Origin of the sequence: Tepidimonas sp. HKU78, from assembly GCF_049860815.1 — a bacterium.
Lineage (GTDB): Bacteria > Pseudomonadota > Gammaproteobacteria > Burkholderiales > Burkholderiaceae_C > Tepidimonas.
This window is the reverse complement of sequence record NZ_CP187547.1, coordinates 153,434-167,924: the sequence shown is the minus strand read 5'-3', so window position 1 is coordinate 167,924 and position 14,491 is coordinate 153,434. Positions and strand designations below refer to the sequence as shown.

Below are 14,491 nucleotides of genomic sequence, written 5' to 3'. Positions count from 1 at the left end.
GCGATGGCTGGAAACCTGCGTGTCATCATCATCGCGGGTCCCAATGGTGCGGGTAAAACCACCTTTGCCCGCGAGTTTCTGCCCCATGAGGCCGCTTGCCCCGTGTTCGTCAATGCCGATCTGATCGCGGCCGGCTTGGCGCCTTTTGCGCCGGAAACCGCCGCGCTTCATGCCGGGCGGCTGATGTTGCAGGAATTGCAGCGGCATTTTGGGGCGCGCGAGAGCTTTGCCTTTGAGACCACGCTGTCCGGGCGCACCTATTTGCACCTGATCGAACAATGGCAGGCAGCCGGCTATCGGGTGAAAATCATTTTTCTGCAACTCGCCAGCGCCGAAGAGGCCATTGCACGGGTCGCGCTGCGCGTCAAACAGGGCGGGCACGATGTGCCAGAGGCCGTGATCCGGCGTCGGTTTGCCGCGGGCCTTGTCAATTTTGAACGGCTGTATGCGCCGCGTGTCGATGCCTGGGTGCGCTACGACAACTCCGGCGAGCAACCCGTGCTGCTGGATTGGAGTGAGAAACCATGAGCCAAAGACCCATCGAACAAGCGCGTGACGCGGATTTGCGGCTGACCTATTCGGCGCTTCGGCGTGCGGCGCAGCGCGCCCGTGAATTGGCGCAGCAGACGGGCACCGCAATCGTGGTCTGTCGCCAAGGGGTGATCGAGTACCTTCCGCCGCAGCCGGAGCTTGCGCCGACGGCACAAGAAACCATCCCGCCTTGTGGGGACACGCGATGAACAGCTTCGCTCCGAAGGTCTATCAGCAGCAGGTGCTCGACAGTATCGAGGCCTATTTCAAGGCCTGCCATGAACTGCCGTCACCCTCGATTGCCTTCACCGCCACCACCGAACGCCTGTGGGGGTGGGGCAACCCATACAACCCGCTGTCGGGCTTCCCGGCCGACATGCCGTATTTCTGTCTGCGCGTGCCCACCGGCGGCGGCAAGACCTGGCTGGCGGCGAAAAGCGTGGCGCTCGTCAACACCCACCTGCTGCGCAGCGAGCACAGCGTGATTCTGTGGCTGGTGCCCAGCAAGCCGATTCGTGAGCAGACGCTCAAGGCACTCAAGGATCGCCACCACCCCTATCACGCGGCGCTGCGCGAGGCGGGCCCGGTGACGGTGCTGGATCTGGAAGAGGCCAAGAGCGTCACCCGCGCCACGCTGGACACCTCGACGACGGTGATCGTTGCCACGCGGCAGGCGTTTCAGGTGGAAGAGGAAGAGTGCCGCAAGGTGTATCAGTCCAGCGGTGCGCTGATGCATCACTTCGAGCACCTCTCGCCCGTGCAGCGCGACGCTTTGCTGAAGGAGGGCGAAGGGCCGGATGCCACGACGCCGTATTCGCTCGCCAACGTGCTGCGCCTGCGCCGACCCTTCGTGATCGTCGATGAGGCGCACAACAGCCGCACCGAACTGGCCTTCGACATGCTGGCGCGCTTTCGCCCCAGCGGCGTGATGGAGCTGACCGCCACGCCCGACCTGGAGCGCACGCCCAGCAACGTGCTGCACAGCGTGTCCGCCGCCGAATTGAAGGCGGAAGAAATGATCAAGCTGCCGGTGGTGCTGGAAACGGAACCGAACTGGCAGCAGTGTCTGGCCGATGCCATTGGCCGCCGCGATGCCCTGCACAAGCTGGCGGACGAAGAGCGACGCGCGGGCGCCCCGTATCTGCGTCCCTTGGTGTTGATCCAGGCAGAGCCGCGCCGTGCGGGGGTGGAGACGCTGGATGTCGAGAAGGTGAAGAACGAACTGATCACCCACCACGGTATCCCGGCCAGCGAAATCGTCGTCGCCACCGGCGAGGAAAAAGGGCTGGAGCAGATCGCTGCGGACTACAAGCTAGGGCTGTCCGACCCCGCCTGCCCGGTAAAGTTCGTCATCACCCAGAAGGCGCTGGCCGAAGGCTGGGACTGCCCGTTTGCCTACATTCTGGTAAGCATGGCGGAGCTTCGATCCGCGACGGCGGTGGAGCAGTTGCTCGGGCGCATTTTGCGCCAGCCGGGTGCGGCCCATCGGCAGGCCAAGGCGCTCAACCAGTCTTATGCCTTTGTGGTGTCGCGCAACTTTGCCGAAGCCGCCAGCGCCCTACGCGACCGGCTGGTGGTGGGCGCGGGGTTCGAGCGGCGCGAGGTGGCCGAGTTCGTCACTGCAGCGAAGGCAGAGCAAGCCCGGCTGGATCTGGATGGGCACGCCGGGCGCGTCATTGTCCGGCCCGTGGCGATTACCTTGTCCGAAAAGCCCGACCTGAAGCGTGTGCCCAAGCCGGTGCGCGACAAGGTGAGCTGGGACGGCAAGCGGGGCACGCTGACGATCAGCACGCCGCTTACCGAAGATGAAGCCGAAATGCTCAAGGTTTCGGTGACTTCCGAAACTGCCGCGGCGGCGATTGTGCAAGCCGCCGAAGTCAGCCGCACCACGGCGATCGAGTTTTTCCAGACGCCCGCCGAATTGGGCGAGCGCTTGCGCGTGCCGCAACTGGCCTTGCGTGTGCAGGGCGAGTTGCAACTGTTCGATGACCCAGAAGTGCTCGACTATCCGTGGGACCTCTCGCCCCACGATGCGGCACCGACCGCCGACGACCTGACGGCTTTGCATGCTGCGCTGAAGGTGTACGCAGGCGGCGAGATCGACATCGATGATGGCGGCCACGTGGTGTCGCGCTTTTTGCCCGAGCTACAGCGCGATCTGGGCCTCGTTTACCAACCCGAAAACTGGGATGAGGTGCGCCTGGCCACCTGGCTGTGCCGCAACCTGCCGGAGCCGTCGCTGACCCACGCCAGCAAGCGGGCATTCGTCGCTGCATGGCTCACCGATTTACTGCGCCGGGACGGCTTCACGCTGGCGCGCGCCAACTTGCAGAAATTCCTGATCCGCAATCTGCTCGAGGCGCGCATTCGTGAACTGCGCCAGCAGGCGGTCGGCAAGGCCTACCAGCAGGCACTGTTTGGTGACGATGCGGCCACGCGCGTGGCGGTGACGGATCAATATGCCTACGAGTTTCATCCGCAGGCTTATGCGCCCAGCCGCGACTACGACGGGCGCTTTGGGCACTTCGACTTCCGCAAGCATTTCTACGGGCGCATCGGCGACTTCGACAGCAAGGAGGAGTTTGAGTGTGCCTGCCAGTTGGATATGTGGGCGCAACAAGGCCGCATCCGGTTCTGGGTGCGCAACTTGGTTCGGCGCGAAGGTTGTTCCTTCTTTCTGCAGAAAGCCGATGGCCGTTTCTACCCGGATTTCCTGTGCCAGTTGCCAGGCTCAGCCGACCAACCCGGGCCGATTCTGGCGGTTGAATACAAGGGCGCGGATCGCTGGAACGGCGCTGAGGATGACCGCTTGATCGGCGACCTGTGGGCCAAGCTGTCGGAAGGCCGTTGCCGGTTCGTGATGGTCAAGGACAGGCGCTGGGATTGGATCGAGAAGGTGTTGAAGTGAGCGACTTCCCAAAGGAGACGCTGGGTTTTCTGGTCCTGGCCTTGCCAGTATTCGTCGTCCTCCCAGGCAGCCAGGGTCCAGGTGCGCTTGAGCGGTTAGTCCTCAATCGCCATCGACCAGATCCTGCTGCTTGACCTTTCCTTGGTGGTACTGCGCGGTGGAGCGGGCCAGGTGCGCGGCGTTGGCAGGCGAGCGCAGCAGATGAACGGTCTCCATGAGGCTGTTGAAGGTGTCGAGCGACATCACTACCGCATCAGGCGCGTCCCGGCGTGCGATGACCGTGACATCGGCGTGTTTGACGACTTGATCGATCACGGCTTCGAGACGGTTAGCATCAGGTGCGTGTCATGAGATGGCCTGCAGACATGACGGAGAGAGGCTTCGCAGGCTCTCGAACACGCGGCGCTCGCCGGTGATGGGGTCATCGAAAGCGATGGCGCGCGCCAACAGTTGCAGCGGCTGCGTGTAGTCCTCGGGTTCGTCCGGGCCACGGCGCACCACGGGGTAAAACTGGTCGCCCACGATGGGCAAGCCGAGTGCAGCCATGTGCACGCGCAGCTGGTGGCGCTTGCCGGTCACCGGGCGCAGGCGGTAGCGCGCGTATTCTGCCTGGGGGTCCAGGCGTTCCAGCGGTTCGATCCAGGTCTCGCTGTTGGCGGGCAGCCCCTCCTCGGGCGCGGCTTCGCGCATGCGAAAAAATGCCTTTTCATCCTCGCGCAGGTGGCTGGTGCGGCGCAGCGGCCAGCGCAGTCCGTCGCGCCACGGGGCGATCGCTTCATACGTTTTGTCCACCCGCCGCTCGCGAAACAGGCGCTGGTAGGCGTCGCGTTCGTGCGCCTGTACGCTAAAGACGACGAGCCCGACGGTTTCGCGGTCGATGCGGTGCAGCGGGCTCAGATCGGGCAGGTCGAGCACGCGCTTGAGGCGCACGAGCAGCGTCTCGCGCACGTAGCGCCCCCCGGGCGTGACGGGCAGAAAGTGCGGCTTGTCCGCCACCACCAGGTGCGCATCGCGGTAGAGCACGGTCTCCTGAAACGGCACAGGCGCCTCATCGGCCAATGTGCGCCAGTAATAGACGCGTTGGCCGTGCAAGTAGGGGGTGTATTCATCCAGCGCGCGCCCGTCGTCGTCCACCACATGGCCAGCGCGCAGCCGCGCCTGCCATTCGGCGCGCGGGATGCGCGGCAAGCGCGCGGCCAGGTAGTCCAGCAGCGTGGGCCATGGGCACTGGCGCAGGCGGGGTAGAGCCACGCAACTGGGCGAGACGCCATCGCGCAGGGGCAAGGCTCCGTTTTTGGGCAGATGGGCCATGGTCGCCGGGGGTCAGTAGGGCGTGCGCCCCGGCACGCGGGCGCGCACGCGCAGGTCCGGCCCGACGGGGTCGACCGCGACGAAGGCGAGCGCGCAGCCGTCGTCCAGCCGGTCGAGTGGCCCCAGTGTGGTCAGTCCCAAGCCTTGGCCCAACAGGCGGGGCGCGAGGTACAGCAGCAGCTCGTCCACCAGCCCGGCGCGCCACCACGAGGCGTTGAGCGCAGCGCCCGCTTCGATGTGCAGCTCGTTGACCTCGCGCGCGGCCAGGTCGGCCAGCACGGCGGCCAGATCGACCTTGGGGGACCCGCCAGGGGTTTTGGGGGGCCCGGGCTGGTCGATGATGGTCACGCCCAGTGCGTGCAGTGCGGCGCGCTGGCGTGCGGTGGCAGCCGGGTCGCTGGCGGTGTAGAGCAACACTTCGCCTGGCGGCTGCAGGATGCGCGCGTCCGGGTCGATCTCCAGGGCCGAGTCGAGCACCACGCGCAGCGGCTGGCGCGCCGTGGGCACCAGCCGCACGTCCAGGCGCGGGTCGTCCTGGCGCACGGTGCCGATGCCCGTGAGTACGGCGCCCGCGCGGCGGCGCCAGGCGTGGCCGTCGGTGCGCGCCTCGGGGCTGGTGATCCACTGGCTGACGCCATTGGGCAGCGCCGTGACGCCGTCGAGCGAGGCGGCCACCTTCATGCGCACCCACGGGCGACCGTGGCGCATGCGCTGCCAAAAGCCGATGTTGAGCTCGCGCGTCGCCACGGCGACGGGATGATCCGGGGGCAACACGGTCACCTGCACGCCCGCCTGCCGCAGCCGTGCCAGGCCTTGCCCGCTGACGCGCGGGTTCGGATCCTCGGTGGCGACGACGACGCGGGCGACGCCGGCGGCAACGAGCGCATCGCAGCACGGAGGGGTGCGTCCATGGTGGCTACACGGCTCCAGCGTGACGAAGGCGGTGGCGCCGCGCACGTCCGCGCCAGCCGCCTGCGCGGCGCGCAGGGCCATCACCTCGGCGTGCGCCTGCCCTGCGGCCTGGGTGTGGCCCTCGAACACCCGGCCGTCACGCAGGAGCAGCCGGCACGCCACGCGCGGGTTGGGGTCGGACAGGCCGATGGCCTGCTCGGCCAGCGGGAGCAGCCCCTCCCAGGCGCGCGCGTCCAGCGGGTCAGGCGTCGTCATGGCGGCGTTCGAATACCAGGTCCCACACGCCGTGGCCCAGGCGCAGGCCACGTTGCTCGAACTTGGTCATCGGCCGGTAGGCGGGCCGCGGCGCATAGCCGCCCAGGCTGGGGTCGGTGCTGGCGTTGCGCAGCCGTGGCTCGGCCCCCAGCACCTGCAGCATTTGTTCGGCGTAGGGCTGCCAGTCCGTGGCACAGTGCACGTAGCCGCCAGGCTTGAGTCGGCTGGCCAGCAGCGCCACGAACGGCGGCTGGATCAGGCGGCGCTTGTGGTGGCGCTTTTTGTGCCACGGGTCGGGAAAAAAGATGTGAACGCCGTCGAGCGAGCCCTCGGCCAGCATGTGGGTGAGCACCTCGACCGCATCGTGCTGGATGATGCGCAGGTTGGTCAGCCCCAGCTCGCCGATGCGCTTGAGCAGCGCGCCTACACCGGGCTCGTGCACTTCGCAGCCCAGAAAGTCGTCGTCGGGCCGCAAGCGTGCGATGTGCGCCGTGGCATCGCCCATCCCAAAGCCGATTTCCAGGATGAGCGGCGCGCGTCGGCCAAAGACCGCTTCCGGGATCAGCGGCACGGGTGCGTAGGGCAGCACGAAGCGCGGCCCGAGCGTTTGCAGGGCCTTGGCCTGGCCGCTCGTGGTGCGGCCGGCGCGCAGCACATAGCTGCGGATGGTTTTGGGGTGGGGCACGCCAGTAGGGGCGGCCGAAGCAGATTCAGGCAGGTGGTCGCTCACGGGTGGGATTGTAGAGATCCCGCTCACGCCCAGCGTTGCTGCCACAGGCGGGTCCACGCGGCCAGCGCCGTCTCCACTTCCGCCGCGCCCGGGGCGGGTGCCGGCAAATCGAGCACCGCAGCGGCGGCGGCCAGGGCCGATAGGGCCGCCTGTCGGTCGTCAAGCTTCAGCGGGGCCGCACCGGTTTGTTTGGAGAGCTTCTCGCCATTGGGGGCGCACACCAGCGGGGTGTGCAGGTAGCGCGGCGTCGGCAGTCCCAGGGCGCGTTGCAGCACGATCTGCCGCGGGGTGTTGTCGGCCAGATCCTCGCCGCGTACCACGTCGGTGATGCCCTGCGCGCCATCGTCCACCACCACGGCCAACTGGTAGGCCCAGCAACCGTCGGCGCGCCGTAGCACGAAGTCGCCCACCGCGGCCGAGACATCTTGCGCCTGGGCCCCCAGGCGCCGGTCATGCCACGTCAGCGGCGTGGGCAGGCCCAGGTCGGCCAGCACCCGGTCGACGTGCAGGCGCCAGGCGCGCGCCGCGCGACCGTCGGACTGGTTCGGCCCGCTCCGCTCCGGGCGGCAGGTGCCAGGGTAGGGAAGGGCCGCGTGGCGTGTGCGCTGCACCCCGCGTGCCCGCCACGCGGCTTCGATCGCTTGCCGGGTGCAGTGGCACGGATAGGCCCAGCCCGCGTCGATGAGGTGCTGCAGCGCGGCCTGGTAGGCCGCTTCGCGCTGCGACTGCCACCACGGCGGCTCATCTGGCCACAGGCCGCAGGCGCGCAATTGCGCCAGGATTCCCTCGGCCGCGCCGGGCATGCAGCGCGGGCGGTCCACGTCTTCGATGCGCACCAGCCACTGGCCGCGGTGCGCGCGCGCGTCCAGCCAACTGGCCAGGGCCGCCACCAGCGACCCCGCATGCAGCCAACCGGTGGGCGACGGGGCGAAGCGGCCCCGATAGGCCGTTGCCGCTGCGGCCATCAGCCCTCCAGCATGGCCAGCGCCAGCTCCAACCCCGACAGGAAGGCGTGCTCGACCCGATGCCCCAGGCACCAGTCACCGCACAGCCCCAGGCCGCGCTGCGCGTCCCACAGGTACGGCTCGCCGAGCGGTCGCTGCGTCTGCGCATAGCGCCAGCGGTGCACGGTGGCGTGCGCGGGGGTGGCACGGATGCCGGTGACCTCGGCGAAGCCCTTGAGCAGCTTGGCCAGCACGCGCTCGGGGTCGTCCTCTAGGTGTTCGGCCGACCACGCGGGGCTGGCTTGCGCGACCCAGCGCTCTACCGGGCCGCGTCCGGGTTTGCTGGGCTCGCGCGCCACCCAGGCCAGGCGATGGTGGTCGCTGCGGGCGGCGTCCCAATGCGGCCCCAAGCGCTGGCTCGGGCCCGCCACGGCGTGTGGCCAGGCGGCCATCAGCGTCCAGCAGGGGGCGACCGCTACCTCTTCGTCCAAGCGCTGTTGCCACGTGGGTGCCAGGGCGCTGGCGGCCAGCAGCTCCCGTGCCTGCGGATGCGGGATGGCGAGCAGCACCGCATCGAAGCCGCCCATCACCGCCGGTGCGTCGGCCGCGTCCGGCGCGCCCTCCAGGCGGAGTTGCCAGCGCGTGGGCGCGATGGCGTCGGGTTCCAGCCGCACCACGCGCGTGACCCAGTGGCACTGCCCGAGCGTGCCATCGGCCAACGGTTGTGCCCAATGCTTGACGAGCGCGCTCATGCCCGGCGTAGCGACCCAGCGCGTCTCTGTGGGGGCAGGGGCGACGGCCAGCCGGGATGCGGTGGCGTCGAGCACGCGCACCCAGGTCGCATCCCATGCGGCGATCGGGGCCTGCGTGGCGCGCAGGGCGAGCTCGAAGCGCGTGTCGCGCACCGTAAAAAACTGCGCCCCGTGGTCGAAGTCGCCCCAATCCGTGCGGCGCGTGGCCATGCGGCCACCGGCGCCCCGGCTCTTTTCGAACACGGTGACGTGCCAGCCTGCCTGCGCGAGGGTGCGCGCCGCGGTGATGCCGGCGATGCCAGCGCCCACTACCGCCACCCGCCGGGGCGTGGGTGGCGCGATGGACGGTTCGGCCGCCGGTCTGCGCCGAGGGCGCTTCGGAGGCAGCGGGGTGGGGGCAGATCGGCGGCGCGGCATGGGGCGAACTTTCGGTGGGAAGGAGGAAACACCGATGGGATGACCCGCCGATGGTAGCGCAGCCGCCACGCGACTCACGCCAGCGGCGCATCATGCCCCGGGCGCTTCATCAACAGGGCGTCGCGCGTCAGCGGATCGGCTAGCCGTTGCAGCCACCAGTGCAGCGCCGGTCCCGTGCGCGGGGCGCCACTGCCGACGGGCCGCGCCGTCTGGCGCCAGGCGTAGGCGGTGGGCACGACGCGGGCTGGCAACGTCGTGGCCTTGAGCACCAGGTGCCCGGCGTTCACGTGAGGCTGCGCCAGCGGCTGCGGCAACCAGCCGCAGCCCAGTCCACGCAGCTGGGCCTGCAGTTTCATGGCCATGCTGGGCACGGTCAGCACATCCTGGCCCGGCTGCGGGCCCACCGTCAGCCCGCCCTGCGGCGCGGTGTCGGCCACCGCCACGATGCGATGGGCGCGGATGTCTGCCGGGGTCAGCGGTTCAGCCGCTCTGGCCAGCGGGTGGTGTGGCGCCACCGCAAAGCAAAACGGGACGTTGCCCAGGGGTTGCAAGCCGATTTCTGCGGTCGGCGTCCGCTCCAGTGTTACCCCTAGAGCCAGATCGGCCTGGCCGCTGAGCAGCGCTTCCAGGGTGCCGGAGAGGGTCTCGCCCCGCAGCCGCAGCCGGGTGGGCGCCCCCAGGGCGTAGAAGGCCTCGCACAGCTCGAGCAGCGTGCGCGGGCAGATGACGGCATCGGCCGCGATGGTGAGTTCGGCTTCCCAGCCGGTGGCGATGCGCCGTACGCGCTGCGCCAACGCGTCCCATTCGCGCAGTAACGCGTCCCCAGCCCGCAGCAGTTCTTGCCCGGCCGGGGTCAGCCGGGCGCGGCGCGAGCGCCGGTCCAGCAGCAGCACGTCGAGCGCCTGCTCCATCTGCCGCACCCGGTAGGTCAGCGCACTGGGCACCAGGCCGAGCGCCCGCGCGGCGGCCGCCAGACTGCCATGCCGCGCCACGGCCGCCAGCAGCGCCACCTGTTCCGGCCCCATGTGCCGCCGCTTCAAGCGACCGCGTCGGCGCTTTGGCGCGTGAGCATGGCCAGCACGTTGGCCACGGTGCTGCGCAGCTCGCGCCGGTCGCAGATCATGTCGATGCCGCCTTTTTGCAGCAAAAACTCGGCGCGCTGAAAGCCCTCCGGCAGCTTGACGCGCACGGTGTTTTCGATCACACGCGGGCCAGCAAAGCCGATGAGCGCCTTGGGCTCGGCGATCACCACGTCGCCCATGAAGGCGAAGCCCGCCGACACGCCGCCCATGGTGGGGTCGGTCAGGATGCTGATGTAGGGCAGGCGCTGCTTGGCCAGGCGGGTGAGCGCCGCGTTGGTCTTGGCCATTTGCATGAGTGACAGCAGCCCTTCTTGCATGCGCGCGCCGCCGGTGGCGGTAAAGCAGATGAAGGGCACTTTTTGCTCGATGGCGTTTTCCACGCCGCGCACGAAGCGCTCACCGACCACCGAGCCCATGGAGCCGCCCATGAAGTCGAACTCGAAGCACGCCACGACCACGGGCAGGGTGTGCACCGCGCCCCCCATGACGATGAGGGCGTCGGTCTCGCCCGTGGCTTCGAGCGCCTCTTTCAGACGTTCGGGGTACTTGCGGCTGTCCTTGAACTTGAGGGGATCGACCGGAAGCACCTCCTGCCCGATCTCGTAGCGGCCCTCGGGGTCGAGAAAGGCGTCCAGCCGCGCGCGCGCCCCGATGCGGTGGTGGTGCGCGCAGTGCGGGCAGACGTTGAGGTTTTTTTCCAGGTCGGTCTTGTACAGGACGGCGTCGCAGCTCGGACACTTGACCCACAGACCCTCGGGGATGCTGCGCCGCTGGCCACCAGCGGAGGCAATCTTGGGGGGCAGCAGTTTTTCCAGCCAGGACATGGCAACTCCTTGCGATGGCAGCGCCGCCCGTGACGCGCAGGCCGAGGCGTGGCGGGGCGCGCGGCGCCGGTGTGCGCGCGATTATGCGCCAGCCGCGGCGGCCTTGGGTAGCGCGTCGAGCGCGGTGCGGATGTCGCGTACGAACGCCGCCGCCACGGCGGGGGCGCGCTCGCGCGGTTCGTTGTCGAGCAACTGGATGAGCCGGGTGCCGATGACGACGGCGTCGGCGCTGCGCGCCACGGCCTGGGCGCTGGCCGCATCCCGGATGCCAAACCCCACGCCGACGGGCACTTTGACATGGGCGCGGATGCGCGGCAACATCGCCTCCACCGACGCCGTATCCAGGTGCGCCGCGCCGGTAACGCCCTTGAGCGAGACGTAGTAGACATACCCGCTGGCCAGCTGGCCCACGAGCGCGATGCGCTCGTCGGTGCTGGTGGGGGCCAGCAGAAAGATCAGATCCAGCCCGTGCGCGCGCAGCGTGGCTGCGAAGGCCTCGCATTCCTCGGGCGGGTAGTCCACCACCAGCACGCCGTCCACGCCCGCGGCGGCCGCCTCGCGCGCAAAGCTGCCCGCGCCGTGGCGATGTTCCCACGCTTCGATGGGGTTGGCGTAGCCCATGAGCACCACCGGTGTCGCCGTGTCGCGGGCGCGGAAGTCGCGCACCATCTGCAGCACCTGCGCCAGGCCGATGCCCGCAGCCAGCGCGCGCTCGCCGGCGCGCTGGATCACCGGGCCGTCGGCCATCGGGTCGGAAAACGGCACGCCCAGCTCGATGACGTCGGCGCCGGCGGCCACCATGGCGTGCAGCAGGTCCACCGTGACGTCGGGCTGCGGAAAGCCCGCGGTGACGAAGGGGATGAGCGCGCGGCGACCGCTCGCGCGCAGGCGCTCGAACGTGGCGGCCAAGCGGGGGGCGCTCATTGCACGGCTCCTGGGGTCAGGTGGATCGGCGCGGCGGTCTTGACGCTTTGGCCGCGGCAGCTGGGGCGGCAATAGAAGTCGGCGCCGGACAGGTCGGCCACGGTACCGATGTCCTTGTCGCCCCGGCCCGAGAGGTTGACCAGCAGGCTTTGATCGGGCCGCAGCGTCGGCGCGAGCTTCATGGCATAGGCGATCGCGTGGCTGGACTCCAGCGCGGGGATGATGCCCTCGGTGCGGCACAGGCGATGGAAGGCCTCCAGCGCCTCGGCATCGGTCACGCCCACGTACTCGGCGCGGCCGCTGTCCTTCAGCCAGGCGTGCTCGGGGCCGACGCCGGGGTAGTCCAGGCCGGCGCTGACGGAGTGCGTCTCGGTGATCTGGCCGTCGGCGTTTTGCAGCACGTAGGTGCGGTTGCCGTGCAGTACGCCAGGCACGCCGCGCTGCAGCGACGCGGCGTGGCGTCCGCTGTCGAGCCCATTGCCCGCGGCTTCCACGCCGATCAGGCGCACCCGCTCGTGGGGGATGTAGGGGTAGAAGATGCCCATGGCGTTGCTGCCGCCGCCGACGCAGGCGATCACCGCGTCCGGCTGCGCCTGCGCGCCGTTGCCGGGCAGGCCCAGGTCGGCCAGCATCTCGGGCATCTGGCGCAGGCATTCCTCGCCGATCACGCTCTGGAAGTCGCGCACCATCATGGGGTAGGGGTGCGGCCCGGCGACGGTGCCGATGATGTAGAAGGTGTTTTCGACGTTCGTGACCCAGTCGCGCAGCGCCTCGTTGAGCGCGTCCTTCAGCGTCTTGCTGCCGGACTCCACCGGCACCACGGTGGCGCCGAGCAGCTTCATGCGGTAGACGTTGGGGCTTTGGCGCTTGACGTCCTCGCTGCCCATGTAGACCACGCATTCCAGCCCGTAGCGCGCGCAGATGGTCGCGGTGGCCACGCCGTGCTGGCCGGCGCCGGTCTCGGCGATCACGCGCGGCTTGCCCATGCGCCGCGCCAGCATCGCCTGGCCGATGACGTTGTTGATCTTGTGCGCGCCGGTGTGGTTGAGGTCTTCGCGCTTGAGCAGGATTTGCGCGCCGCCCAGCTCGCGGCTCAGGCGTGCGGCGTGGTAGACGGGCGAGGGGCGGCCGACGAAGTGTTTGAGCTCCGAGTGGAACTCGCGCTGGAAGTCCGGGTCGTGGCGCCAGTGTTCGTAGGCGGCGCGCAACTCAGCGATGGCGTGGGTCAGCGTTTCGCTGACGAAGCTACCGCCGTAGGGCCCGAAATGGCCGCGGGCGTCGGGAAAGGCGTAAGCGTGGGCAGACATGGGGAGCATCCGATGGAGGGTGACGGCCAGCGTGCCAGGCACGGCGGGGCGCGTCAGGAGGCGGGGGAATCGGCCAGGATCGCGTCGGCGCGGCGCACCGCGGCGATGAACGCCTCGACCCGGGCCGGGTCTTTGATGCCCTTGGCGGCTTCGACGCCAGAGGAGACGTCAACACCCCAAGGGCGTACGAGAAGCACGCCATCGGTCACATTTGCGGGTGTGAGTCCACCAGACAAAACGACCCGATGGGCGGCGTGGAGTCGAGGGTCTGACCACGGAAGGGCTGTCCAGTCGAAAGCGTGTCCGCCTCCGCCGTAGCCGGGCACGTGGGCATCGACCAGCACGGCCTGCGCGGCGGAATAACGATCGGCGTATTCTAGGAGATCGAAGCCCGCGGCGCCAGCACCCACCGGCACGCGCGCGGCGCGCAGCCACGGGCGTGCGCCCGCCAGTGCCGCGCATTGCTCGGGGGACTCGTCGCCATGGAATTGCAGCAGCGCGCCCGGCACGGCGTCCAACGCGGCGCGCACCTCATCGGCGCTGGCGTTGACGAACAGCAGCACGGGCGTGACGAAGGGGGGCAGTCGGCGCGCCAGCTCGCCCGCGCGTCGGGCACTCACGCAGCGGGGACTGCCGGGGTAGAGCACGAAGCCGACGGCATCGGCACCGGCAGCCGCGGCATGTTCGACATCGGCCTCGCGCGTGAGGCCACAGATTTTGATGCGGGTGCGTCGCATGGGATGACTGGGGAAGGAGGATCGATGTCGAGGCGCACGATGAGCAACGCCAGCTACAGCGGCAGCCAGTCGAAGGCGGGCGTCCGCTCGGGCAGGCCGAGCGCCTCATCGTAGCGCGGCCCTAAAAAGTACAGGCCGTCGGGCGCGAAGGTGGGTGCAGCGATGTCGCGCCGCCGGGCGTCGCGCACGGCGGCCATCCACTCGGGCGGGCGCAGGCCCTGGCCGATGGCGATCAGGCAGCCCATGATGTTGCGGATCATGTGGTGCAAAAAGGCGTCGGCCTCGAAGTCGAAGCGCCAGTAGGGCCCGCGGCGGCGGATGTCGAGTCGCTGCACATGCTTGATGGGCGAGCGCGCCTGACACTGCGCAGCGCGAAAGGCGCTGAAATCGTGCTGACCGATGAGGTGTTGCGCCGCCGCCTGCATGGGTGCCAGTGCCAGCGGGCGAAAGACCCAACCGACGCGCCCGGCCTCGACGCTGGGCCGCACGGGCGACTCCAGCAGTACGTAGGCGTAGCGGCGCGCGCGGGCGCTGTTGCGGGCGTGAAAGGTCGCGGGCACCGCGCGCGCCCACTGCACCGCGATGTCTGGCGGCAAAAACCGGTTGGTGCCGCGCACCCAGGCTGCCATGGGGCGCTGCACCGGCGCGTCGAAGTGCACCACCTGATTGAGGCCGTGCACACCGGCGTCGGTGCGGCCCGCGCACAGCGTGGTGATCGCGGGCACGTCGGCAAACGCGCACAGGGCGCGCTCGAGCTGGTCTTGCACCGTTTGGCCGCTGGGCTGGCTCTGCCAGCCCTGGTAGGCGGTGCCCAGGTAGCTCACACCCAACGCCACGCGCATCGATGCACCCGTCGC

Annotated in this window: 14 protein-coding genes and 1 pseudogene; 3 read left to right on the top strand and 12 right to left on the bottom strand. The window is 69.3% G+C overall.

Going from position 1 to position 14,491, the window contains the following annotated elements; genetic code table 11:
- Window positions 1-3: 3 nt before the first annotated feature.
- The 3 genes from ACPYIS_RS00865 to ACPYIS_RS00855 are packed head-to-tail and all read left to right on the top strand — an operon-like array spanning window position 4 to window position 3,439.
- Window positions 4-528, top strand: a complete 525-nt coding sequence (locus ACPYIS_RS00865) for an AAA family ATPase (RefSeq protein ID WP_299021617.1) — start codon at window positions 4-6, stop codon at window positions 526-528.
- Window positions 525-740 carry a hypothetical protein gene (locus ACPYIS_RS00860; RefSeq protein ID WP_424858738.1) on the top strand — a complete coding sequence of 72 codons (216 nt, stop codon included), beginning with the start codon at window positions 525-527 and terminating at the stop codon, window positions 738-740. The genes ACPYIS_RS00865 and ACPYIS_RS00860 overlap by 4 nt, the downstream gene beginning before the upstream one ends.
- The gene (locus ACPYIS_RS00855; RefSeq protein ID WP_424895227.1) at window positions 737-3,439 is read left to right on the top strand and encodes a DEAD/DEAH box helicase; all 2,703 of its coding nucleotides are present in this window, start codon (window positions 737-739) and stop codon (window positions 3,437-3,439) included. The genes ACPYIS_RS00860 and ACPYIS_RS00855 overlap by 4 nt, the downstream gene beginning before the upstream one ends.
- A gap of 102 nt (window positions 3,440-3,541) precedes the next feature.
- On the opposite strand, the pseudogene ACPYIS_RS00850 reads toward ACPYIS_RS00855, so the two are convergent.
- From ACPYIS_RS00850 to truA, 12 genes and pseudogenes are all read right to left on the bottom strand, one after another.
- A pseudogene (locus ACPYIS_RS00850) lies at window positions 3,542-3,784 on the bottom strand (type II toxin-antitoxin system Phd/YefM family antitoxin); the annotation flags it as partial.
- Window positions 3,785-4,750, bottom strand: coding sequence for a pseudouridine synthase (locus tag ACPYIS_RS00845; protein WP_299021622.1), 966 nt, complete (start codon window positions 4,748-4,750; stop codon window positions 3,785-3,787).
- Between the two features lie 12 nt (window positions 4,751-4,762).
- Complete coding sequence (gene ribD, locus ACPYIS_RS00840; RefSeq protein WP_299021623.1) at window positions 4,763-5,917, bottom strand: bifunctional diaminohydroxyphosphoribosylaminopyrimidine deaminase/5-amino-6-(5-phosphoribosylamino)uracil reductase RibD; 1,155 nt, start codon at window positions 5,915-5,917, stop codon at window positions 4,763-4,765.
- Window positions 5,904-6,647, bottom strand: coding sequence for a tRNA (guanosine(46)-N7)-methyltransferase TrmB (gene trmB / locus ACPYIS_RS00835; RefSeq protein ID WP_424858740.1), 744 nt, complete (start codon window positions 6,645-6,647; stop codon window positions 5,904-5,906). The genes ribD and trmB overlap by 14 nt, the downstream gene beginning before the upstream one ends.
- A gap of 23 nt (window positions 6,648-6,670) precedes the next feature.
- The gene (gene gluQRS, locus ACPYIS_RS00830) at window positions 6,671-7,612 is read right to left on the bottom strand and encodes a tRNA glutamyl-Q(34) synthetase GluQRS (protein WP_424858741.1); all 942 of its coding nucleotides are present in this window, start codon (window positions 7,610-7,612) and stop codon (window positions 6,671-6,673) included.
- Window positions 7,612-8,760 carry an NAD(P)/FAD-dependent oxidoreductase gene (locus ACPYIS_RS00825; protein ID WP_424858742.1) on the bottom strand — a complete coding sequence of 383 codons (1,149 nt, stop codon included), beginning with the start codon at window positions 8,758-8,760 and terminating at the stop codon, window positions 7,612-7,614. The genes gluQRS and ACPYIS_RS00825 overlap by 1 nt, the downstream gene beginning before the upstream one ends.
- Before the next feature lie 74 nt (window positions 8,761-8,834).
- Window positions 8,835-9,785 carry a LysR family transcriptional regulator gene (locus ACPYIS_RS00820; protein WP_299018790.1) on the bottom strand — a complete coding sequence of 317 codons (951 nt, stop codon included), beginning with the start codon at window positions 9,783-9,785 and terminating at the stop codon, window positions 8,835-8,837.
- A gap of 11 nt (window positions 9,786-9,796) precedes the next feature.
- Window positions 9,797-10,666 (bottom strand): acetyl-CoA carboxylase, carboxyltransferase subunit beta, encoded by an 870-nt coding sequence (accD, locus tag ACPYIS_RS00815; RefSeq protein ID WP_314227060.1) that lies wholly within the window; start codon window positions 10,664-10,666, stop codon window positions 9,797-9,799.
- 81 nt (window positions 10,667-10,747) lie between these two features.
- Window positions 10,748-11,590: a tryptophan synthase subunit alpha gene (gene trpA / locus ACPYIS_RS00810; RefSeq protein ID WP_299018792.1), complete on the bottom strand. Its 843-nt coding sequence runs from the start codon at window positions 11,588-11,590 to the stop codon at window positions 10,748-10,750.
- The gene (gene trpB, locus ACPYIS_RS00805; RefSeq protein ID WP_425973764.1) at window positions 11,587-12,897 is read right to left on the bottom strand and encodes a tryptophan synthase subunit beta; all 1,311 of its coding nucleotides are present in this window, start codon (window positions 12,895-12,897) and stop codon (window positions 11,587-11,589) included. The genes trpA and trpB overlap by 4 nt, the downstream gene beginning before the upstream one ends.
- Window positions 12,898-12,950: 53 nt before the next feature.
- A complete protein-coding gene (locus ACPYIS_RS00800; protein ID WP_424895238.1) occupies window positions 12,951-13,703 on the bottom strand; it encodes a phosphoribosylanthranilate isomerase in 753 nt (250 codons plus the stop codon).
- Window positions 13,688-14,476, bottom strand: a complete 789-nt coding sequence (gene truA, locus ACPYIS_RS00795; RefSeq protein WP_424895239.1) for a tRNA pseudouridine(38-40) synthase TruA — start codon at window positions 14,474-14,476, stop codon at window positions 13,688-13,690. Before truA ends, ACPYIS_RS00800 begins: the two co-directional genes overlap by 16 nt.
- Window positions 14,477-14,491 lie beyond the last annotated feature (15 nt).

What these genes read in the sequence shown, in the direction of transcription:
- ACPYIS_RS00865 (WP_299021617.1), top strand. Translation starts at nt 4, where the DNA reads ATGGCTGGAAACCTGCGTGTCATCATCATCGCGGGTCCCAATGGTGCG.
- ACPYIS_RS00860 (WP_424858738.1), top strand. Translation starts at nt 525, where the DNA reads ATGAGCCAAAGACCCATCGAACAAGCGCGTGACGCGGATTTGCGGCTG.
- ACPYIS_RS00855 (WP_424895227.1), top strand. Translation starts at nt 737, where the DNA reads ATGAACAGCTTCGCTCCGAAGGTCTATCAGCAGCAGGTGCTCGACAGT.
- ACPYIS_RS00845 (WP_299021622.1), bottom strand. Translation starts at nt 4,750, where the DNA reads ATGGCCCATCTGCCCAAAAACGGAGCCTTGCCCCTGCGCGATGGCGTC.
- ribD (WP_299021623.1), bottom strand. Translation starts at nt 5,917, where the DNA reads ATGACGACGCCTGACCCGCTGGACGCGCGCGCCTGGGAGGGGCTGCTC.
- gluQRS (WP_424858741.1), bottom strand. Translation starts at nt 7,612, where the DNA reads ATGGCCGCAGCGGCAACGGCCTATCGGGGCCGCTTCGCCCCGTCGCCC.
- ACPYIS_RS00825 (WP_424858742.1), bottom strand. Translation starts at nt 8,760, where the DNA reads ATGCCGCGCCGCCGATCTGCCCCCACCCCGCTGCCTCCGAAGCGCCCT.
- ACPYIS_RS00820 (WP_299018790.1), bottom strand. Translation starts at nt 9,785, where the DNA reads ATGGGGCCGGAACAGGTGGCGCTGCTGGCGGCCGTGGCGCGGCATGGC.
- accD (WP_314227060.1), bottom strand. Translation starts at nt 10,666, where the DNA reads ATGTCCTGGCTGGAAAAACTGCTGCCCCCCAAGATTGCCTCCGCTGGT.
- trpA (WP_299018792.1), bottom strand. Translation starts at nt 11,590, where the DNA reads ATGAGCGCCCCCCGCTTGGCCGCCACGTTCGAGCGCCTGCGCGCGAGC.
- trpB (WP_425973764.1), bottom strand. Translation starts at nt 12,897, where the DNA reads ATGTCTGCCCACGCTTACGCCTTTCCCGACGCCCGCGGCCATTTCGGG.
- truA (WP_424895239.1), bottom strand. Translation starts at nt 14,476, where the DNA reads ATGCGCGTGGCGTTGGGTGTGAGCTACCTGGGCACCGCCTACCAGGGC.